23 protein-coding genes and 1 pseudogene are annotated in these 20900 nt (G+C 51.9%); 22 read left to right on the top strand and 2 right to left on the bottom strand.

Annotation, left to right across the window (positions count from 1 at the left end):
- The first annotated feature begins 33 nt into the window (after positions 1-33).
- Positions 34-204, top strand: coding sequence for a hypothetical protein (locus tag CJP72_RS25245; RefSeq protein ID WP_193568723.1), 171 nt, complete (start codon positions 34-36; stop codon positions 202-204).
- On the opposite strand, the pseudogene CJP72_RS13900 reads toward CJP72_RS25245, so the two are convergent.
- A pseudogene (locus CJP72_RS13900) lies at positions 201-820 on the bottom strand (Fic/DOC family protein). The gene CJP72_RS25245 and the pseudogene CJP72_RS13900 sit on opposite strands and share 4 nt — an antisense overlap.
- A 188-nt stretch (positions 821-1008) precedes the next feature.
- On the opposite strand from CJP72_RS13900, the gene CJP72_RS13895 reads away from it, so the two are divergent.
- From CJP72_RS13895 to CJP72_RS13830, 14 genes are all read left to right on the top strand, one after another.
- Positions 1009-1179, top strand: coding sequence for a hypothetical protein (locus CJP72_RS13895; RefSeq protein WP_162381955.1), 171 nt, complete (start codon positions 1009-1011; stop codon positions 1177-1179).
- 627 nt (positions 1180-1806) lie between these two features.
- Positions 1807-2301: an SH3 domain-containing protein gene (locus CJP72_RS13890; RefSeq protein WP_162381954.1), complete on the top strand. Its 495-nt coding sequence runs from the start codon at positions 1807-1809 to the stop codon at positions 2299-2301.
- A gap of 23 nt (positions 2302-2324) precedes the next feature.
- Complete coding sequence (tssJ, locus tag CJP72_RS13885; RefSeq protein ID WP_162381953.1) at positions 2325-2828, top strand: type VI secretion system lipoprotein TssJ; 504 nt, start codon at positions 2325-2327, stop codon at positions 2826-2828.
- 28 nt (positions 2829-2856) lie between these two features.
- Positions 2857-4200: a type VI secretion system baseplate subunit TssK gene (tssK, locus tag CJP72_RS13880; protein WP_162381952.1), complete on the top strand. Its 1344-nt coding sequence runs from the start codon at positions 2857-2859 to the stop codon at positions 4198-4200.
- Between the two features lie 17 nt (positions 4201-4217).
- Positions 4218-5456, top strand: coding sequence for a DotU family type VI secretion system protein (locus CJP72_RS13875; protein ID WP_162381951.1), 1239 nt, complete (start codon positions 4218-4220; stop codon positions 5454-5456).
- Between the two features lie 2 nt (positions 5457-5458).
- Positions 5459-9079, top strand: coding sequence for a type VI secretion system membrane subunit TssM (gene tssM, locus CJP72_RS13870; RefSeq protein WP_162381950.1), 3621 nt, complete (start codon positions 5459-5461; stop codon positions 9077-9079).
- A gap of 16 nt (positions 9080-9095) precedes the next feature.
- A complete protein-coding gene (tagF, locus tag CJP72_RS13865; RefSeq protein WP_162381949.1) occupies positions 9096-9812 on the top strand; it encodes a type VI secretion system-associated protein TagF in 717 nt (238 codons plus the stop codon).
- An 11-nt stretch (positions 9813-9823) separates the two neighbouring features.
- On the top strand, positions 9824-10840 hold the full coding sequence (gene tssA, locus CJP72_RS13860; RefSeq protein WP_162381948.1) for a type VI secretion system protein TssA: 1017 nt from the start codon (positions 9824-9826) through the stop codon (positions 10838-10840).
- Positions 10841-10915: 75 nt separating this feature from the next.
- Positions 10916-11440, top strand: coding sequence for a type VI secretion system contractile sheath small subunit (gene tssB, locus CJP72_RS13855; RefSeq protein ID WP_162381947.1), 525 nt, complete (start codon positions 10916-10918; stop codon positions 11438-11440).
- A 3-nt stretch (positions 11441-11443) separates the two neighbouring features.
- Entirely contained in the window at positions 11444-12943 is a 1500-nt protein-coding gene (gene tssC, locus CJP72_RS13850) for a type VI secretion system contractile sheath large subunit (protein WP_162381946.1), read from the top strand.
- Between the two features lie 71 nt (positions 12944-13014).
- Positions 13015-13446 (top strand): Rap1a/Tai family immunity protein, encoded by a 432-nt coding sequence (locus CJP72_RS13845; protein ID WP_162381945.1) that lies wholly within the window; start codon positions 13015-13017, stop codon positions 13444-13446.
- Positions 13443-13937 (top strand): T6SS effector amidase Tae4 family protein, encoded by a 495-nt coding sequence (locus CJP72_RS13840; protein WP_162381944.1) that lies wholly within the window; start codon positions 13443-13445, stop codon positions 13935-13937. The genes CJP72_RS13845 and CJP72_RS13840 overlap by 4 nt, the downstream gene beginning before the upstream one ends.
- Entirely contained in the window at positions 13934-14371 is a 438-nt protein-coding gene (locus CJP72_RS13835; protein ID WP_162381943.1) for a T6SS amidase immunity protein Tai4 family protein, read from the top strand. The genes CJP72_RS13840 and CJP72_RS13835 overlap by 4 nt, the downstream gene beginning before the upstream one ends.
- Before the next feature lie 48 nt (positions 14372-14419).
- Entirely contained in the window at positions 14420-15085 is a 666-nt protein-coding gene (locus tag CJP72_RS13830) for a hypothetical protein (protein WP_238340074.1), read from the top strand.
- A 193-nt stretch (positions 15086-15278) separates the two neighbouring features.
- On the opposite strand, the gene CJP72_RS13825 is transcribed toward CJP72_RS13830, so the two are convergent.
- Positions 15279-15494, bottom strand: coding sequence for a hypothetical protein (locus CJP72_RS13825; RefSeq protein WP_162381942.1), 216 nt, complete (start codon positions 15492-15494; stop codon positions 15279-15281).
- Positions 15495-15764: 270 nt separating this feature from the next.
- Between CJP72_RS13825 and CJP72_RS13820 the strand changes: the two genes are divergently transcribed.
- The 7 genes from CJP72_RS13820 to CJP72_RS13790 all read left to right on the top strand — a co-directional run bounded on the left by CJP72_RS13820 (position 15765) and on the right by CJP72_RS13790 (position 20893).
- Entirely contained in the window at positions 15765-16247 is a 483-nt protein-coding gene (locus CJP72_RS13820; RefSeq protein WP_162381941.1) for an Hcp family type VI secretion system effector, read from the top strand.
- A gap of 110 nt (positions 16248-16357) precedes the next feature.
- A complete protein-coding gene (locus CJP72_RS13815; RefSeq protein WP_162381940.1) occupies positions 16358-16759 on the top strand; it encodes a hypothetical protein in 402 nt (133 codons plus the stop codon).
- 115 nt (positions 16760-16874) lie between these two features.
- The gene (locus CJP72_RS13810) at positions 16875-17273 is read left to right on the top strand and encodes a hypothetical protein (RefSeq protein ID WP_162381939.1); all 399 of its coding nucleotides are present in this window, start codon (positions 16875-16877) and stop codon (positions 17271-17273) included.
- Positions 17274-17376: 103 nt separating this feature from the next.
- The gene (locus CJP72_RS13805) at positions 17377-17769 is read left to right on the top strand and encodes a hypothetical protein (protein ID WP_162381938.1); all 393 of its coding nucleotides are present in this window, start codon (positions 17377-17379) and stop codon (positions 17767-17769) included.
- Between the two features lie 4 nt (positions 17770-17773).
- Positions 17774-18196, top strand: coding sequence for a hypothetical protein (locus CJP72_RS13800; protein ID WP_162381937.1), 423 nt, complete (start codon positions 17774-17776; stop codon positions 18194-18196).
- Between the two features lie 148 nt (positions 18197-18344).
- Positions 18345-20099: a type VI secretion system-associated FHA domain protein TagH gene (gene tagH / locus CJP72_RS13795; RefSeq protein ID WP_162381936.1), complete on the top strand. Its 1755-nt coding sequence runs from the start codon at positions 18345-18347 to the stop codon at positions 20097-20099.
- Positions 20096-20893, top strand: a complete 798-nt coding sequence (locus CJP72_RS13790; RefSeq protein ID WP_162381935.1) for a PP2C family protein-serine/threonine phosphatase — start codon at positions 20096-20098, stop codon at positions 20891-20893. The genes tagH and CJP72_RS13790 overlap by 4 nt, the downstream gene beginning before the upstream one ends.
- Positions 20894-20900: the final 7 nt, after the last annotated feature.

Raw genomic sequence — 20900 nt, 5'->3', positions numbered from 1 at the left:
ACAGATGACACATTTGAGAGCTGAGGAATCACGATGAGCAACAGCAAAAAAACGCAGACATATTATGTTAAGCCGTCTCGTGCCGACATCACTCGCTCGGTAGCAACGTCAACCGCAGTTGAAACGGGGCAGCCCTCTGAGAAGATCGAAGCTTCGCTTGAAGCTACGCGCAAAAAATTCGCCCATCTTCGCCTTGCCGTTTAAATTCCTCTCAATGCCGCGCTGACCCAATAGCGCATTGGGTCGTAGTCCATTGACATACCTGAATGGATAGCTGAAATGTATTTGGCTTTGTTTTGTTCCCAGCTTTGATAATCCAATGGTTTGTATCCCCCCTGAACCGCCATCACATCAGCTAAAAGTCGTGATAAACGTCCGTTGCCTTCCCTGAATGGATGGATGAGTATCAGTTCTACATGGGTTACAGCAATAGCCTCAATGAGTTGTTCTTCACTCATGCCTATACAGGGTGTGTATCGAGAGAGATACTTCGTGTCGAATTCGTGCAGTAGTTTTGGTAACTGTGCCGAGGGGGGGCGAACATAAAGTCGCCCTTACTGATGTTTACCGCTCTTTCTTGCCCGGCCCACTCATAGATGTTCCCCAGCCAGCGGCGATGCCAGTTTTTTAGCAGGGCTACGCTGAGTTGTCCTTCCGGGAACTGTTCTTCAAAAATAAATTGATAGAGTTGCTCTAACAGGACAAGTTCAGCCTCATCCCTCTCTTTCGAATCTGTAATCCCCAGCTTGTTTGCCAGAATTTGCTCGCCAGAGTTTTTCTCATACTGTCCTTCACTACCGGAAACCTGGTATCGGCTCATGGGAACATCCTGCATTACGGGGAAAGAGAGCATTGGAAAACCAGAAAATCATAACGTGGGACGAATAGAGTAATAATGCTCTCATAATCAGTTGGTTACGAGAGTATAGATTAAAGTGCCGTTTATTATTTTAGAACGTCTGCTTTATTTGCTCATGGCTACATAGCGTGCATGATAACGGACTCTTTATGGCAGGAAAACAAGAGGCAGAGCTTGTGTCGTTTAAAACGAGAGAAACGATGACGTCAGAGGATGAGCGTGACGTTGCGGTGAGCGAAAATCGGCGCTGGCATATCTCTCGTGATACCACCAACATGGCGCCTTTCTTTTACCGTTACATCCACCCACTGACGGGTTAACTTGTTCGGATGAATAATCTGCCTGGCATGATAAACCGCTGCATTAGGAATCATTTTGCCACTGCATGATATAATTTCAGTCCGTAAAATTAATATCGCTAACCATTAGCTTCAATTGCATTTAATAATCATTGAAACAAAAATTAAACATGCCATTAAAATGCAACAAAATGTTCATGTGGAATATATTCTTTAGATTTTATAACGGGTAATTCTACTAATTATGGTAGTAGAACTGATTGTTGTGATGCGTTAATGAAATTTATTGTTTTTTAATTTTATTCATTTTAAATGATTGTTATTAATGGGTTTTTATTTAATCGCATTAAGCGAGCAAGACCTTTTAAAAACCTTTTCCAGGATTAATCCTATAATGGCCTGAAACCCTCTAAATATGGTGGGTAATGACTGGATAATATTGAATTGATGAAAAGCTTATGTACACTTGTTTCCTGTTTGTTAAAAAATCCAGAATAAAATAGGGTCTTATTCCGTAAGGCTTTTGCGGTAGCCATGCCCAAAGGATAGTAACCCTTATAAAGAGTCTGGAATATTCTTAACGATAGTATTCAAATCAAATTCACCTCTCATATTGACCATTATCTAAATATCGCTACGGAAAAGCATATGAAAATGCGCGTACTGTTTTCACTTCTGTTTGTCATGGCGGTGGCGGGCTGTAAAGCGCCGCAGAAACCTGTAATGACTGACGATACCATCGTGACAAGCCAGGTGAATGGCGTCACGTTAACCCACCGACATGTCGTCGTTCCGCCTGCGGAATTTACGCCAGTGAACGAACCTTACCGCGCAATGTATCCGGCTTCTCTGATGAGCCGTCCAGACTACAGCGGAAAAGTCATCCGTACCCTTGAGACCGGTAAAACCTACACGGTTTTGGGACAGGTGGAGTCCTTCTGGATGGCGCTCGCCGACGAGGGCAACGAACAACTGATCGGTTATGTGCCAATGCGGGCCGTGATTAAGGCCGACCAGTATGACGCGACGGTACGTAAGCAGGCCATGCGACCCAAAGCGCGTAAGAAAACGACCTGCGTAGATGTGGACGGTAACAGCAAAGCCTGCAAAGACAACGCTAACGGGACCTGGATCCTGAACTAAACGGGCTTCATGAGCGTATTTTTATGCATAATAAAAATTTTCACAGGATGTGGCTGGCGTTTTACGTGGTGTTATTCACCCTGGTGAGCGGTTGTTCATCGTCTTCACACAGCGATCCCTCCCGCTACAATCTGCAGTTTCAGGCCCATCCGCAAATCAATAATTCGGCGCCGCTCAAAGTGAGAGTGCTGTTGTTGAAATCCGATGCGGATTTCATGTCCAGCGACTTTTATTCCCTACAGAACAACGCGTCGGCCACGTTTGGCGCGAATCTGCTTAACAGCGATGTGTTCTTTCTGATGCCAGGCCAGCTTTCAAAAACCCTGAGCGGGCAAAGCTCGCCTGAAGCGCGCTACATCGGTGTGATGGCGGAATACCAGATGCTGGATGGAAAAAAGTGGCGCGTCTCTCTCCCGTTGCCTGTCCCTGGCGAAAATTCGCTTTACTCGTTCTGGAAAGGGTCCGCAGACGAACTGCAGGCCAGCGTCTTTCTTGACGTAAACGGGATCCGGGTCATCAGCCAGTAACGCGCTACATAACAGGAATCACATCATCATGACGAAAGCAGAAAAGGTCGTCTGGACCGAAGGGATGTTTCTGCGTCCACACCATTTTCAGCGAACAGAAAGTTATCTGCTCAACCATGTTCGTGAATGGGGCGCGCTGCAACGATCTTATCTGTGGGGATTTCTCGATGTTGAACTGGACGAGGCGATGCTCCGTCAGGGATGCATTGCGCTGAGCTACGCGAGTGGGCTACTTCCCGACGGTACCTTTTTCCACGTACGTAATGGCCGCAACGCGCCACCGCCGTTGAAAATCCCCGACAACCTCACCCATGAAAAGGTGGTGCTGGCATTGCCGGTTCGCCGGGGTGAGCGTGAAGAAGTCATCTTCAGTGAAGAGCATGCTTCGCTGGCGCGTTTTATCACCTTTGAGCAAGACGTTGAAGACGATAACGCGATGTCGGTAGGCGACGCCACGGTACAGTTTGGCCGGCTGCGTCTGAAGCTGATGCTGGAAAAAGATCTGACGGCGGAATGGACCGCCATCGGCGTGGCGCTTGTCACCGAGAAGCGTAACGACAATCACGTGCGGCTGGATAACACCTATATTCCGCCGATGCTGAATGCCAACAACAGCCCGCAGCTTTACAGCACGATTAACGATCTCCACGGTTTACTGGTTCAGCGCAGCCAACAGATAGGGGGGCGCTTGCGCCAGCCTGGGCGTTTTAACACGTCTGAACTGATTGAATTTACGCTGCTTTCGCTGGTGAATCGCCATCTGGGCGAGGTGTCGCATTTCAAAACGCTGCCGCTGATTCACCCGGAAACGCTCTGGCGTAGCTGGCTGCCGTTTGCCACCGAACTCGCCACCTGGACGGCGCAGCGTACCGCAGAAAACGTACTGCCCGTCTACGATCATGACGACCTGGCGGGCTGCTTTAGCAAGCTGATGCTGCTGCTGCGTCAGGGGCTGTCGCTGGTGATGGAAGACCATGCGATTCAGTTGCCGCTCAACGAACGTTCCCACGGCCTGAATATTGCCACCGTACCGGAAACGAGCATGGTGCGTGAGTTCGGTTTCGTGCTGGCCGTGAAAGCCAACGTGCCGGGCGAGCAGTTGCAAACCCATTTCCCTGCGCAAATGAAAGTGGCGCCCGTCTCTAAAATCCGCGATCTGGTCCAGCTTCAGTTGCCGGGCATTATGCTGCGCGCGATGCCGGTCGCGCCGCCGCAGATCCCCTGGCACGCTGGCTACAGCTACTTCGAGCTGGAAAAGGGGGGAGAACTGTGGAACGAGATGGCGAAGTCCGGCGCGTTCGCCCTGCATCTTGCGGGGGAGTTCCCGGGACTCGATATGGAGTTTTGGGCCATCCGTAGCCCGACAGAATAATCAAGCGAGCGCAAAATATGCAGGAACGACAGGAACCCGGCAGTGATGCCGTGTTTACCACCGCGAGTGGAAATAACCCGCTGGTGGCAGCGGCCAATCCGCTGCTCAATGCGATTGCGCAAATCCGTCATTCGGTCTCCCACGATGATCAACTGGCGTTACGCCAGCGCTTAATCGACGAAATCCGCCGCTTTGAAGTGCGCTGCCAGCAGGCCGGATTGCCGTATGAAGTGATCGTCGGCGCACGTTACTGCCTGTGCACGGCGCTGGACGAAGCTGCCGCGCTCACCCCCTGGGGCAGCAGCGGTGTCTGGTCCAGCAGCGGACTGCTGGTGACCTTTCATAACGAAACCTGGGGCGGGGAGAAGTTCTTCCAGTTGTTGGCGCGTTTGTCGCAGAACCCGCGCGAACATCTCCTGTTGCTGGAGATGATCAACTACTGTCTGTTGCTCGGTTTCGAGGGGCGCTATCGGGTGCTGGACAACGGTCGAACCCAGCTAGAAACCATCAAGCAGAGGCTGTGGCAAATGATCCGTGGCGTGCGTGGCAGCTATCCGCCCGCGCTCTCTCCGCATCCGGAAGATAGCCCGGTGCTGCGCAAACTCTGGCGCCCGATGGTACCGCTGTGGGCCTGCGTGGCGCTGGTCGGTTTTATCGCCTGCCTGTTCTATATCGTTCTTAACTGGCGTCTCGGTGACAGCACCCATCCGGTGCTGGCGAAGATCTACCAGTCTCAACTGCCGGAAACCACGATTCAACATCCGGCGCAACAGCGGCCAGCGGTGCTGAACCTGCGCGGTTTCCTGAAGCCTGAAATTGATGCCGGGTTGGTGGTGGTGAAGGATGAAGCGGATCGCAGCGTGGTGATCCTGAAAGGTGATGGTCTGTTCGCCTCCGCCTCCACGGTGGTGCGTGACCGCTATGAACCGGTCATCGACCGCATCGCCCAGGCGATGAATAACGTCAGCGGCAAAATTCTGGTGGTGGGATACAGCGACAACCTGCCGATTCGCAGCGCGCGCTTTGCCTCCAACTATGAGCTTTCGCTGGAACGCGCACGCTCAGTACAAAAACAACTGCAGGAAAGACTCTCGCAACCTGAACGTGTGAAAGCGCAAGGGCGGGGCGAGATCAATCCCGTCGCGCCAAACAACACGCCAGAAAACCGCGCCCGTAACCGCCGTGTGGAAATTACTCTGCTGGTGTCGCCTGAAAACACTCAGGCTGAGCTGAACGGATTGCCGCAAGGAAACTAAGGATGCTGACAACTCTTCTTTCCATTCTCACCAACCGCGTGCTGTGGAGCCTGCTGGGCGTAACGGCGCTCGCTGCGGTGATCTGGATGATTGGCCCGCTGCTCTCCATTGTGGATACCCGACCGCTCGAATCGGAACAGAACCGCATCATCAGCATCGCGGTGGTCTACCTGATCTGGGCCCAGAGCCACATCCTGCCGCGTTTGTATAACGCCTGGCTAAACCGCAAGTTGATGGACAAGCTCAATGAGAATACCACCAGCCCGGAAGCGGCGGATCCCCAGAAGCGGCTGAACAGCGAGGAGCAGATCCTCGCAGGGCGTTTCGACGAAGCGGCGCAGATGCTGAAAAAAGCGCACTTCAGCAAAGCGGGTAACCGCGCGCCGTGGTCGCAGCGCTTCAGCACGCAATATCTCTATCAGTTGCCGTGGTACGTCATCATCGGCGCGCCTGGCTCTGGTAAAACGACAGCGCTGGCCAATTCCGGGCTGCAATTCCCGCTGGCGGATCGCTTCGGTAAAACCGCGCTGCGGGGCATTGGCGGCACCCGTAATTGCGACTGGTGGTTTACCAACGAGGCGGTGCTGCTGGACACCGCCGGGCGCTACACCACACAAGAGAGTGAACAGGCGCAGGACGCTGGCGAATGGCTGGAGTTCATCGCGTTGCTGCGTAAATACCGCCGCCGCCAGCCGATTAACGGCGTCATTATCACCATCAGTATTTCTGATCTTCTGACCCAATCCGCCGAGGCGTCCCGTCAGCAGGCGGTGAATCTGCGCCAGCGTCTTGGTGAACTGCATGAGCAACTGGGCATTCGCTTCCCGGTTTATGTGATGGTGACCAAGGCTGACCTGCTCAAAGGCTTTCGCGCCTGGTTTGCGGATTACGACAAAGCGCAGCGCGATCAAATCTGGGGTTTTACGCTTCCCTGGGAGCAGACTAAACACGCCGACTTTGATCTGATGGGCAGCTTCAACCGGGAGTTTTCGCTTCTGCAACAGCGCATGGATGCGGGTCTGCCGGAAACCATGCTGAAGGAGCACGATGCGAAAACCCGCGCCGACGCGTATCTCTTCCCGCAGGAGTTCGCCGCGCTGCGACCGCTGCTGGCGGATTATCTGAGTACGGTCTTCGCCCGTTCTAATTTTGAAACAGAGTTCTCACCGCGCGGGATCTACTTCGCCAGCGGGACTCAGGAGGGGATGCCGTTCGACCGCGTAATGGGCGAACTGAATCGCGCGCTCTCGTTGCCGGAAGGCGAGGAAAGCGAGCGCTGGGATTCCGTCAGCAAGGCGTCACCGATCCCGGGCGCGAAAGGCCAGAGTTTCTTTATTAAAAACCTGCTGCAAAACGTCATTTTCCAGGAAGCGGGGATTGCCGGGGAAAACCGCTGGTGGGAACTGCGCAATCGTGCCGTTATCTGGTCTGGTTATGCGGCACTCCTCGCCCTGTTGGTTATCCTCAGCGGGCTGTGGCTGTTCAGCTTTAACCGGAACAAAGCGTATCTGGAAGAGGTGGATGCCAGGGTGCCTCGCCTGGAACAGCAGAGCAAAGCGTTGCAACAGCAGCCACAGCGCGATCTGTTTGCCCTCCTGCCGTTGCTCAACGATCTGGTGGATCTGCCAAAAAGCGACGCGTTTGACATCAGCGATCCTCCGGTGACCCGCCGTATGGGGCTGTATCGCGGCGATGACGTCAGCGACGCCTCGCAGTCTCTGTATCAGAAAGCGCTGGATCAGATGCTGCTGCCTGCCGTGGCGATGCACATCACCACCTGGCTGCGTAACGATAACGGCAGTGACGTGGAATACAGCTACGAAGCGCTGAAGGCGTATCAGATGCTCTATCAACCGAAGCATTACGACGGCAAGTTTCTGCACTCGTGGGTGATGCTAAATTTACAACGCAATTTGCCGCAAAATGTCACGCAGGCGCAGCTTCAGCAGCTTAAATGGCATCTGACGCAGTTACTGGAACCGCAAATTCAGTCTTCGCCGTATGCGCAGGACGAGACGCTGGTGGCGCGCGAGCGGGCACTGATCAACCAACAGCCGCTCTCCACCCGCGTTTATGGTCGCCTGAAACGTCTGCTTGAGCATGATGAAAATCTGCAGCCGGTTTCGCTGGCGGACCTGGGCGGCCCGCAAAGCGAACTGGTCTTTTCACGTAAAAGCGGCAAACCGGTGAGTGAAGGCGTACCGGGCCTCTACACCCCGGATGGCTACTGGAAAAGCTTTAACGGTCAGATAGACAACGTGACCACGGCTCTACACGAAGATGACGCCTGGGTACTGGGGGCGACATCATCACAGGAAGACAAATCGCAGATCGATAACGCCGTACGTCAGCTCTACATGCGTGATTTTATCGCGACCTGGGATCGCTTCCTTGCCGACATTCAGCTCAATAACAGCGCCGATCTCTCTTCGCGTATCAATACGGCACGTCTGCTCTCCGGGGCTAACTCGCCGCTGCGCCGTCTGGTTCAGAACCTGAGTCAGGTGCTGGATCTGGCGCAGAATGCGCCAGCGCCTGACGAGGCCGGGAAAGCTCCGGCGGAAGGCAACCGGGCGACCCGCACCCTGGAGGCGCTGTTTAGCAACAATGACCCGATGCCAACACAGCGCGCGGTCATGATACAAACCCCGGAACAACGGGTTACCGAGCACTATGCACCGATGATTGAGCTGGCGCAGCCGCTGGAGAAGGGCGGTAAAACGCTCGTCTTTGATGATTTTCTCAAGCAGGTGGATGAGCTTTACCGCTACCTGACCGCCGTCCAGGACGCCGCCAACAGCGGCATGCCAGCACCGGGTGGCGACGCGATCAGCCGCCTGCAGGCCAGCGCCGGTCGTCTGCCTGGCGGGCTGCAAACCATGTTTAGCAATATGGCCGTGGGCGCCAGCAGTGATACCCAGCGTCGTGACCTGGAAAACGTCCGCAAGCGGATTAACGTTGAAGTCGGCGGTTTCTGTCGCCAGGCGATTGCCGGTCGTTACCCGCTGGTTCGCAGTGCCAGCACCGAGGTCACGCCTGACGATCTCGCCCGCATGTTCGCGCCGGGGACCGGGCTGATGGACACCTTTTTCCGCGACAATCTGACCAACAAGGTGGATACCACTCAGGCGAACTGGCGCTTTATGCCGGGCATCGATGGCAAAACCCTGCCGGGGAGTGAAGGGTTGCTGCGCCCGTTCCAGCAGGCGCAATCGATCCGGGATGCATTTTTCGCCAACGGCGCGACCACGCCTTCTTTCAAGGTGACGGTGCGCACTGTGCAGATGGACAACCGCATTCTGAACCTGACGCTGGACGTGGACGGGCAGCAATTGCGCTACAGCCACGGGCCACAGGCGGTGCAGGTAATGAACTGGCCGGGGCCAGGCGGCACAAACCAGGTGCGTATGCAGTTAGGGCTGGCGAATGGCAGCACCGCAACACTGGTGACCAACGGCGCCTGGGCGCTGAACCGCTTTTTTGATAAAGCGCGCACCAGCCCTGGCGCGGGTAGCCTGAGTCGTCAGGCCACTTTCACCGTGGACGGCTATCAGGTCACGCTGGAGTTTGCGCCTAACAGTATTCGTAATCCGTTCCAGCTTCCCCGTTTCTCATGCCCATAACCGCAAGGACAGCCGTATGACGAATCCCCCTGCGATGAACCTCTACAGCTGGTATGGCAAATTACCCAGCGCCGGTGATTTTTTGCAGCGTCGTTTTCCTGACGCGTTGCAACGCCAGTGGTCTCACTGGTTTCAGGTCGGCCTGCTGGCCTGGCAACAGGAAGCGCAGCGCAGCGGCGAGCGTCAGTTCGCCAAAGCCCCGGTGTGGAATTTTGTCGTGCCGCCGATGCTGGGTAGCCAGATGATCCAGATGGGTTGTCTGCTGCCCGCACGAGACAGCGTAGGGCGGCAGTATCCGGTCTGCGCCCAGCTTAGCTTTACGCCTGCCGAGTGGTCGCCGCGTCTGTTGGGTCAGGCCGAAAGCTGGTATCAGCAGCTTGGCCGCGTGGTATTGCACGCGGTGCGCAACGGTTATTCCGCCGCGCAACTGGATGAGGCGTTGATGAGTATTGCGCCACCGCAACCCGTTGAACCGCAGATGCGTTCCGACATCCTGGACGTGATTGGTTATGCCGAAGACGACCCGATCTCGCTGGGGTGGCCGCAGGCGGCAGAATGCTTTGAGCCGCAGCGCCAGGCCAGCTTCTGGTGGACCAATCGCTGTGATGGCTACCCGCTTTACACCCACGTTCACAGCGGAAACTTTACCGGGCAGCTTTTTACGCTGCTGTTTGATCCGGCAGGCGGCGCCCGGCCAGGTCGCCACGGCCTCTATCCGCCGATGTTTGAATAAGCAGGGACTCCATGAATATTGATGACATTCTCGCGCCGATAAGCCACGAACACCCCTGCGGCGAAAACCTTGAGTACGACGCCGACTTCCAGGCCATGGGGCAGGCAAGTCAGGGCAAAACCGAACAGCAGTTCGGCGACACCATTATTCCCGCGGAACCTGCCGACTGGAATACGGTGGAAAAGCTCGCCACCCGTCTGCTGGGGCGCACTAAAGATCTGCGCGTCATGCTGGCGCTCACTCACGCCTGGACACGGCGTCGGGGGCTCTCGGGATACGCAGACGGGCTGTTGCTGGTGCAGCAGGCGCTTTCCCGCTACTGGGAACCGCTGTATCCGCGGCTGGAAGAGTATGGCGAAACCGATCCGTTCTACCGTATTAACGCCCTCGCGGGGCTGGGTGATAAATCTGAACTCACTTTCGCGCTGCGTAATGCCTCGCTATTGCGCTCAAACGGCGACGACCTTTCGCTGCGCGATGCCCAGGCGCTACTCGATGGCAGTAAAACCGAATGCCCGGATTATCCCGGCGGTCGTCCAAGACTGATTGATGAATTGGCGCGCGGCGGCCAGCCCGGTACCGAGGCGGTTTCCTTGATTAACGAACGCTTGCTGGCCATTCGCGATGTGCTGGTCGGGCACCTCGGGGAGAGCGGCGTACCGGAAATGGAACAGTTGCTGAAAACCGTGGGGCTGGTGGCCAGCGCCTGTCAGGTAACGGATATCAGCACACTGTTGCCGGGCGCTGAGGCGTCGGGTCAACAACGTGCAATGCCGCCGACCGCCGGGGCTGTGCCCGTACAGCAGATGACGGACTGGCGCAGCGTGCAGGTCACCAGCCGCGCAGACGCGCAACTGATGCTGGAGAAAGCGAAGCAGTATTTTGCGCAATATGAACCGACGCACCCCGCACCGTTGATGATTGAACGGGTGCAGCGGCTGTCTGAACTCAACTTTATGGACATTATTCGGGATCTGGCGCCGGACGGTGTTAATCAACTGGAAAACATTTTTGGACGCCGTGAATGATGCGTCCAGGCATTATGACGACAGGCATGGCGTCTGTCGTTTCACCTTCACCGCGCATCTTTGACGGAGAACAACATGGCAATGAGTAACAGTGGGCAGAAATTTATCGCACGTAACCGTGCCCCCCGTGTGCAGATCGAGTACGACGTAGAGATCTACGGTGCAGAACGTAAAATTCAGCTGCCGTTTGTGATGGGCGTCATGGCCGATCTGGTGGGCAAACCGGTTGAAAGCCTGCCTGCGGTCGACGAGCGTAAATTCCTTGAAATCGATATCGATAACTTCGACGAGCGCATGAAAGCGCTGAAGCCGCGCGTGGCGTTCCACGTGGATAACACGCTGACCGGCGAAGGTAAGCTCAACGTCGATCTGACCTTCGACAGCATGGATGATTTTCTGCCGGATGCGGTAGCCCGCAAAGTTGAACCGTTGAACAAATTGCTGGAGGCGCGTACTCAGCTCTCCAACCTGTTGACCTATATGGACGGTAAAAACGGCGCGGAAGAGCTGATCGCTAAAATTCTGCAGGACCCGACGCTGCTCAAATCCCTGAGCCAGTTGCCGAAAAATGACGATAGTGCGAAAGGTAGCGAGGAATAATCGATGAGCAACCCGACTCAACAACAAGCGCTGCAGGCCGATCAGGCGTTCAGCCAGGACGAATTCAGCGCGCTGCTGAACAAAGAGTTTCGCCCCAAGACCGATCAGGCGCGTTCGGCGGTGGAAAGCGCGGTTAAAACCCTGGCGCAGCAGGCGCTGGAAAATACCGTCACCTTCTCAAACGACACCTACCGCACCATTCAAAATTTGATCGCCGGTATTGATGAGCAGCTCTCACAGCAGGTGAATCAGATTATTCACCATGACGAGTTTCAGACGCTGGAAAGCGCGTGGCGCGGCCTGAGCTATCTGGTCAACAACACGGAAACCGACGAGATGCTGAAGATCCGCTTTATGAGCATTTCGAAACAGGAACTGGGCCGAACCCTGAAGCGTTACAAAGGCGTGGGCTGGGACCAGAGCCCAATCTTCAAAAAAATCTACGAACAAGAGTACGGTCAGTTTGGTGGTGAGCCGTTTGGCTGCATCGTCGGCGACTACTATTTCGACCATAGCCCGCAGGATGTTGAGTTGCTGGGGGAAATGGCGCGTATCGGTTCTGCGGCGCACTGTCCGTTCATTACCGGTACTGCACCCGGCGTAATGCAGATGGAGTCCTGGCAGGAGCTGGCCAACCCGCGCGATCTGACCAAAATCTTCCAGAACACCGAATATGCCGCCTGGCGTTCGCTGCGTGAATCGGAAGATGCCCGCTATCTGGGACTGGTGATGCCGCGTTTCCTGTCTCGTCTGCCGTATGGCATTCGAACTAACCCGGTCGACAGCTTTGATTTTGAAGAGCAAACCGACGGCGCCAACCACAACAACTACTCATGGGCAAACGCTGCCTACGCCATGGCAACCAACATCAACCGCTCCTTCAAAGAGTACGGCTGGTGTACCTCGATTCGCGGCGTGGAGTCGGGCGGGGCAGTCGAAAATCTGCCGTGTCACACCTTCCCAAGCGATGATGGCGGCGTGGACATGAAATGTCCGACCGAAATAGCCATCAGCGACCGTCGTGAAGCGGAGCTGGCGAAAAACGGTTTTATGCCGCTGATTCATCGTAAAAACTCCGACTTTGCGGCGTTTATTGGCGCGCAGTCACTGCAAAAACCGGCGGAGTACCACGATCCGGATGCCACCGCCAACGCCCGTCTGGCGTCACGTCTGCCCTATCTGTTCGCCTGCTGCCGTTTTGCGCACTACCTGAAGTGCATCGTGCGCGACAAAATCGGCTCCTTCCGCGAGCGCGAAGAGATGGAACGCTGGCTGAATGATTGGGTGATGAACTATGTGGACGGCGACCCGGCCAACTCCTCTCAGGAGACGAAGTCCCGTAAACCGCTGGCGGCGGCGGAAGTGCAGGTTCAGGAAATCGAAGACAATCCGGGCTACTACGCCGCGAAGTTCTTCCTGCGCCCGCATTATCAGCTGGAAGGCCTGACCGTTTCGCTGCGTCTGGTTTCTAAACTGCCGTCGCTGAAGACGCAGGACGCGTGATAAACATTACCGGCTCTGCGGGGCCGGTAATCTATCTGGTAGATGTTATCGCCAGTAAATAAGGACATACGATGATAAGTAACCTTTTAATCGCAGCCAGTTTGCTGGCAGCCTCTACTCTGGCGATAGCTGATAGCGAAACCTATTCTTATCCGCGTGCTGATGCGTTGCCTCAGGATGACACGTCTAATTTTCTCCGAGATCCCGCGTTATTAACCGGTTTTGATTTGAACTTAAGTGCTGAACGTTTTGCGAAAGCATGGCTTTCAAAAACTAACGAGCGCGAGCGTATTAAGGCTGATATGTATCTTCTGGGTGTGGTTGATGCATCAGAAGGCATTGCGTGGTGCAAGGGTAAGCCATTTCTTCCCAATACCCTCCATGAATATCTTTATGCGCGTTTTGCCAGACTGTCAAAGCAGGAGGGTGAACAGCGTGCTTCTAAAGTCATCACTGACGGTATGAAAGAGTTGCGGCCCTGCAATTGGAAGAATAATAAATGAGACCGTTATATGAGCAATTGAAACGCCAGCATTACTCTTCAAACCAGACTCGTACGGGATTTACATCCGCAGAACAGCTTTTTTCAGAAATTGGTTACGATTACTCCACGATAATTAAACAGCAACCCGCTTACGAAAATACATGTGCGGTCAGAATGAGTCTTGCATTATTGAAATGTAATATCGATTTTACAGGACGGTTACCTGTAAAGTCAGGTCCGTATAAAGGCAAGACAATTGAGGCGGGTGCAAAATTGCTGGCTGACCAGTTGTATAAATCACATGTGTTTGGAAAGGCTGAGGTTTATACTGACCGTCAGGCGGGCGCGCGATCAATGTTTGGAAGAAAGGGCGTCGTTTTCTTCAATAAGATTGATGGTTACGGTGGTGGACATATCGATCTTATAGAGCCGCTAAGTAGTCATTCGTTTATTTGTAACTCTGATTGCTTTCCTTATTGTCGGGAAATATGGTTCTGGGAATTAACATGATTCCCATTGTTATTTTTAAATGGAGTTGCCTGTTTCTGATTTTTACAAGTTTTGCGGCTAATAGCGGCAATAACTATCCGGATTTTTATCATCAGCAGACTTACCGCCAGGTCATAAAAGACTTCGTTCTCGCGCGATGTTTTGCTCAGGTAGCAGATAAACAGAGTCGGTTTTCCTCCGACGCGGCGCGTAGCGCAAATGCTCTCCTTGAGTGGGTGCCATTCGATGTTGAAAATGGCAATGACAAAATCAATGCCCTCATCGACAAATATAAAGATGTTACCAATGCCTTTCATTCCGAGAAAAAACCTGCGGCGCAGGGCGTAACGTTAAATTGTTTACGTCTTTATCATAGTGATGATCTGGATAAATTAACCTCTCAGGTAATCATCAGTGACCAAAATAAAACCTGGAGCCAGGATAATCCACAGTAATTCAAAAGTATGACCACTAAAATTCATTAATATCCGGGAGGCTCTACATTGGGAACAAGTTCACCAAAAGAAATTGCTGATGGCATGTTGAAGATTTTTGATGCGCGTAAACAGAGCAATCCAGAAATATTTGCCCGCGGCGCGGTTAGCGGTTTTATGTCAATTCCAGAAGATCTATGGATGTTAACTAAAGATTTTCTGGATTCAGATAATCGATGGCGAAATGAAACCGATAAAATCAGACTCCTGACGCTTATCAAAAAAGGGTTGACCTCAGAAGACGTGCGCCACTTAATAAACACGGTGATAAAACGTTATTTGTCTGGATTGTCTGAAGAACAATCCAGGGAACTCCTCCTTAAAGTAGGTGGGGCACAAGTGGGGGGAATTGCCTTTAAAATGATTTTTGTCAACGAGTTAATTACGTTGTTTGTCTCTAAAATTGTCCCGCGATTTCTTGTCTCTGCAGGTATTACAGGGGTGCTGAGTGTTGGTGCTTCGATTTCACGCTCAGTGTATACATCCTATGAACTGCTAAAATTAAACAAGGATGTTTATAATGAATTGCGCGGTGCAGGTGATTTGGATTTGTTATATTTTCTGGTTGAGGATAACGTTAAACCTTTTATTGAGGCGATAAATTTTCAACAAAGCCATGGCGCTATAGATAAAGAGATATTTAGCCGGTTTTTAACAGGAGTTTCTCGTGTTTGAGAAATTAGTTAGATATATTTTTGTCTATTTCCTTTTGCTTGTTTCGTTTATGCTTTTTTTTACGTCGTTAGGCTATTATATTTTTGTGTTTAACTGGGGGGAAAGTATTCTAAAAATAGCGATAAATGCACTTCTGTTAATCTCTGTGATAGCACTATCTATCGCTATTTATTATCTTGCTGAAAAAATGAAGTCAAAGTTTTGACGTGCGCCAGCATTTCAGTGAGAAACGAAGGCCAAAAAGGATTAGGATTAGAAAAACGATTTTTCCAAAAAGAAGTCCAGCAGACATTGCAGTAAATGTCTCAAGAGTAATGACATACCATGCTGACTGGAAAATATCGACAATAGTGAAAATTACAATAATGAAAAGCACGACTGTTAATATTAATAAGGCAATCTTTTTCATTCACTAACCCTTTCTTGTTCAAATGTAATTGAAATTATTCTAGATGATGCAAAGGTTGGTTGTCTAGCACTTAGTCACCGTCATGAATGGCTGAGTATCATTTAGGGTGGTTGCAATCGCTGCCACTCTGGATATTCTGAGCGAATATGATTTCGTCAGATTAGAGGCAGAGGTAAAATATGGACGGTTTTATTCAGCCCCATGCTTTCCTGTTTGCCATATAAGTGCTTTTTCGAAAGCAATAATGTTAATCCACGAAGAGTAGATATTATGGCTATTGATATGTTCCTGAAGGTCGAGGGTGTTACGGGCGAATCTAAAGATTCTAACCACACCGGCTGGACTGATATTACCTCTTTCTCCTGGGGCGCGTCCCAGCCGGGAAATATGAGTGTCGGCGGCGGCGGCGGTGCAGGTAAAGTTAACTTTAACGATCTGCACGTGAATGCACTCATCGACAAATCCACTACAGCAATTCTGAAACATTGTGCGAGCGGTAAGCACCTGACCAAAGTTGAACTGTCTGTCTGTAAAGCGGGTGGTCAGCAGGTTGAATACACCCGTATCACGCTGGAAGATGTGCTGGTAACTGCGGTTCAGTACACCGGCGCAGACAACGGCGATACCGTTGGCGTGACCTATGCATTCCAGGCTGCGAAAGTGAAACAGCAGTACTGGGAGCAGACCACTGCGGGTGGTAAAGGTGCTGAAAGCAGTGCTGGCTGGAATATCAAAGAGAACAAAGAAGCGTAATCTGCGTATATGTGGCCGGGGATTACTCCCCGGCCATTATCGTAAAAATAACGATTAAACGTTTGTGTAAGTCATCGTTGCCAGGATTTTGCACACAGGCGGAGTGGGTTATGAAGAGAGCGCTAAGTGCAATAGCGATAACGTGTCTATGTAGTGCCTGCATATCGCATCCTGCGCAGTATCAACGCCTGACGGTCTCGATAGAAAATAATGCACCGTGCTTTTGTTTTCCTCAGGATTCTGGACTTACGTATCCGATCACCGTTTATCCGCCAACGGTGATGAAACAAGAAGGTGAACAGTGGAAAGCGATCTCATCGCCTGGCTTTAACACACCCGTAGTTTTGCTAAATCCCGGAGCTTGTCATCAATGGCGTGAAATTACCTGGCTGGCCGGAGAATACGATGTTGTACTAAAAGCTAAAGACAAAAATGGCGCCATCCGATATGCCGCACGTTTTGAATTACAGGAAGAAACCGGTGGTCAACGACGGATTAGACAGAATGAATAAGAATAGAGCATTTTAAATGCTGGCGTTGTTGTTCCAGGTGCAACGGGTGAAGGAACTCAGTGAGAAGGATTGGTTAGTGATAAGCGTAATCATTTAATTTACAGAGGATGTTCATGTGAGCTTCGAAAATGCTTACTCTATTTTCGTCATTTTACTGTCCATTATTTTGATTGCTATTGTGGTGACATTTTATGCTGATTATAGAAAACACTCCCCTCAGATAGTTAAGGTCTATGAATTATTAAAGCAGCAGCAACTACTTCGGAGTGATGATTATACGCTTTGGGAAGGGTTAGGTTTTTGGGGATTCGGTTTTAGAGTGACGATAATATCAAAGTTGTTGAGCGGAAAACGCGTTAAGTTACCCCGCTCTCGTTGGCTTGAACCAGCCCCAGTTAAGAATGCGCTGTGTGGCATGGATTTAGAATGGATTAATGTTTATATCAGAAAAAATAAAATTGCATTGATTGTTTTTGCTGCTTTATTAATGCTGTCTTTCTTGCACGATATTTGAGTTTACTATTTATTGCATGAAAACATGCTTTAAATCACCTTGTGAAATAAACGTGGGGCGAGCAGGAGAAAGGATCAAGAATTTGTTTTCTGGAGACTAATAAATGTATGAGATGATCCGCCTTATAGCGCTCTTTTGTGTTTTTTTAGGATTGCCTGTTTCTGTAGTGATATACTTTTATTTTTATCGTAAGTATACGAAGCCACTTGCTGACACATTTCAGTTTCTGCAGGAACGACAATATATAAATTCGGATGATTATCTGTTTTATGATCGACTTGGCCTGCCCGGCTTTGCGCATCGAGTGTTATTAATGAAAAAGATTCTTTCCGGCAAAGCCACCACAACAAAAGGTAAAATAATTCTTTCTCCGGAGGTAATTCAGTTAATAACATCGAGTCACAATTTTTCATGGATAAAAACGTTTTACAAAATGACAATTTTTGTAGCATTTTTAATGCTGCTATTGCTTTTAATGGTTGCCACAGGAAAATAAAAGCATGCCATGCTTAAGCTTAACAAATGTAACGTTATTGGCTCTTGTGATTTTGTTTGCCGCTCTTGTTATCATGGATTTCTACAGTTCTTGTTATTTTAGAAAGCGCGAAAATGATTATAAATTACTTCTTTCAGAATATCGGCAAAGAGGCTACGATCTCAATCTGATGACAAATTATGCATCATTTTTTGGCTCTCTGGCGAACTACCAAAAAATAATATGGTTTGTACGCCTGTATAACGGAGTGAAGATGAAGTTCACAAAAGACCGTTATGTTCAGGATGAAGCGTATCAGTTTATACAATCTTTACCCGAAGAACGGATCGGGTGGATATTGAAACTGCATCGGCGCTATAAATTACAGGCGGTTATTTTTGCATTGTGGATTATTCTTGGTGCTATGTTCTTAATGCTTATTAAATAACTCATGTCATTTAGTGTTTCATTTAATTCTATTTCAGAATTGTAGACCTTTTTCCCTTTATGGTTTGCATTTCTCGTCCCCAAACGTCGCCGTTCTCACCCTGAGAGCGGCAACGTTTGAGCGCTAATCATACCAGCAGGAATACGCCATGCGATTCACGATTATTTCGACAAAAGCCGGTCATCAGCCGCCGCAGAGCCGCTGTGATTTTTATGCCCCGGGGGGCACCATTGGTCGCGGTACAGATAACAATCTGGTACTGCCGGACAATGACCGCACTATTTCGCGTCTGCAGGCCATCGTCCATGTCGATGCACAGGGCGAATGCCGCATGACCAATCGCGGTAGCGTCACCCGCGTGGTGCTGAACGATATTCCGCTGGAGCGGGGGCGTCAGGTTGAGCTACAGGACGGCGATATTCTCGGTATTGATGACTATCGTATCGAAGTGACCGATCTTATCCAGGATACTCAGCCAGTCAGTCGCATGGCGGCCAGTATGCAACAGCCTTCCCGCCCGACAGTGACGCCTGCAGCCACAACAGAATCGAAGCCCGTCAGTGCGTCGCAACGTGCTGAAGCCGCACCCACCGCAGTGCCTACGGAAATCTGGGACAGCCTGATGCAGGAGTTTTCCATCTCCGACAGCATCTCCAGCGGTCGTACGAAACCGCAGCCTGCCGCATCTCACGATCCATTCTCACAGCCTGGCGAGCCGGAGCGCAATGCGGAAGATCCGCTGGCGCTGTTCAGCGGCAGCGACCCACAGCTTGAGCGCAAAAACGTCAGTACCGACGCGCTGTTTAGCGATGAAGCGCTGTTTAAAACGGAAAACATCTTTAACGATGTCACGCCAACCACGCTGGTGGCGCCAGAAGACAACACACCGACATTGCCAAAAGAAGAGGCGTTGGATGAACTCGATCCACTGGCGCTTTTTGGCGACTCTGCCAGTGCGCCTGCCGCGCGCAGTGACGATCCGCTCGGGCTCATGGGCGGCGCGCCGTTAACACACCCTGACGACATCCTCACTGAGCAGCCCGTTCCAGAGCAGGGAGAAGACGCGCTTGCGGAGTCACCGTTGTTTGCGCCAAATGAGCCGGAGCAACCGCGAGTTAAAGATGAGGCGCCGGAACCTCAGGAATACGCCGGGTTTACTCTGCCGACGCCACAGGCCGTCGCGCGCAGCAACGCTCAACCGCCAAAAGGACGTCTGCGTATTGATCCGGTAAAAAACGCCGCGTCACCTTCGGTCACCGCCCACAGTACAGAGAAGGGCGAAGTGCTACAGGGCGAGTTACTGGACGCGTTGCTTGAAGGTATGGGACTGAGCGAAATGCAGCCGGTGCCGCAGTTCGACAGTGAAAATATGCGCCAGCTGGGTCAAATCCTGGGCATGTTCTCGCAGGGGACGGTGGCGCTGCTCTCCTCGCGTTCCATCCTTAAGCGCGGCGTGAAAGCGGATATGACGATGGTGCTCGATGACGCGAACAATCCTTTCAAACTGCTGCCTTCCGGTAAAACGGTGCTGATCCAGATGTTCGGCACCCCGATGCCAGGCTTTATGCCGCCGACAAAATCGGTGCGTGACGCGCTCATCGATTTGCAGGCGCATCAACTGGGGATGATCTCCGGTATTCGCGCCATTATTGCCGCCATGCTGCAATCCTTTAATCCGGAACAGCTTGAAGAGCAGGCAAAACAGAACGGCGTGAGCTCCCGCCTGGCGCTACCGGGCAGTCGCAAAGCGGCGCTGTGGGACTATTTTGTCCGCAGTTATGGCGAGACGGCGGGTGAAATTGAAGATGACTTCCACACCCTGTTTGGTGAAGCCTTCCTCCATGCATATGACATGGAGGTGAATCAGTACAAAGACTCACAGAGTGGATCGGAAGAAAAATGAAGATCGCAACGGCTTCTCTCTCCCGCCAGGGAACGCGCGCCAGCAACCAGGATCAGACGGGAGAAACCATTGGGGAACGTTCAGCCTGCTTTGTCGTCTGTGACGGTATCGCCGGACTGCCCGGCGGCGAAATGGCCGCTGAGCTTGCCTGTAACAGCATTATCTCCCGCTTTGATGGCGACAGGCACCTTAACGCCCAGCATATCCGTGACTACGTCCAAACGGCGAACCGCACCATTCTCAGTGAACAGCAGGCCGTGCAGGATTATCGCCGGATGGGCACGACGCTGGTCAGTCTGTTTATCGACAGAGATTACCGTCTGGCCTACTGGGCGCACGCCGGGGACAGCCGCCTGTACCTGTTTCGTCGTGGCTGGCTGTGGCAGGTGACGACCGATCACAGCCTGATTCAGCAGATGAAAGACGCCGGTCATCAGACGGACAACCTGAACAGTAATCTGCTGTATCTGGCGTTAGGCATTGAGAACGGCGGGCCGGAAGCCAGCTACAGCGACGTGGTGCCGGTTGAAGACGGCGATGCCTTTCTACTTTGCACCGATGGCTTCTGGCATGGCGTCAGCGAAGAACAAATGCAGCAGTCGCTACACATGGTTAATACGCCGCAGGAGTGGCTGACATTAATGCAGCAAATTATTCAAAAGAACGGCGAACAGGAGGGCAATGCACAGGATAACTACACCGCGATTGCGGTGTGGATGGGAAGTCCTCAGGACACCACCTTGCTGCATACGCTCTCTGACGCAACGCAATTTCTTCCCTGCGGAACTGATTAGACATACA

Source organism: Citrobacter sp. NCU1 (genome assembly GCF_010231475.1).
GTDB lineage: Bacteria > Pseudomonadota > Gammaproteobacteria > Enterobacterales > Enterobacteriaceae > Citrobacter_D.
The sequence above is the reverse complement of the archived record's forward strand: the minus strand, read 5'-3'. Positions and strand labels throughout refer to the sequence as shown.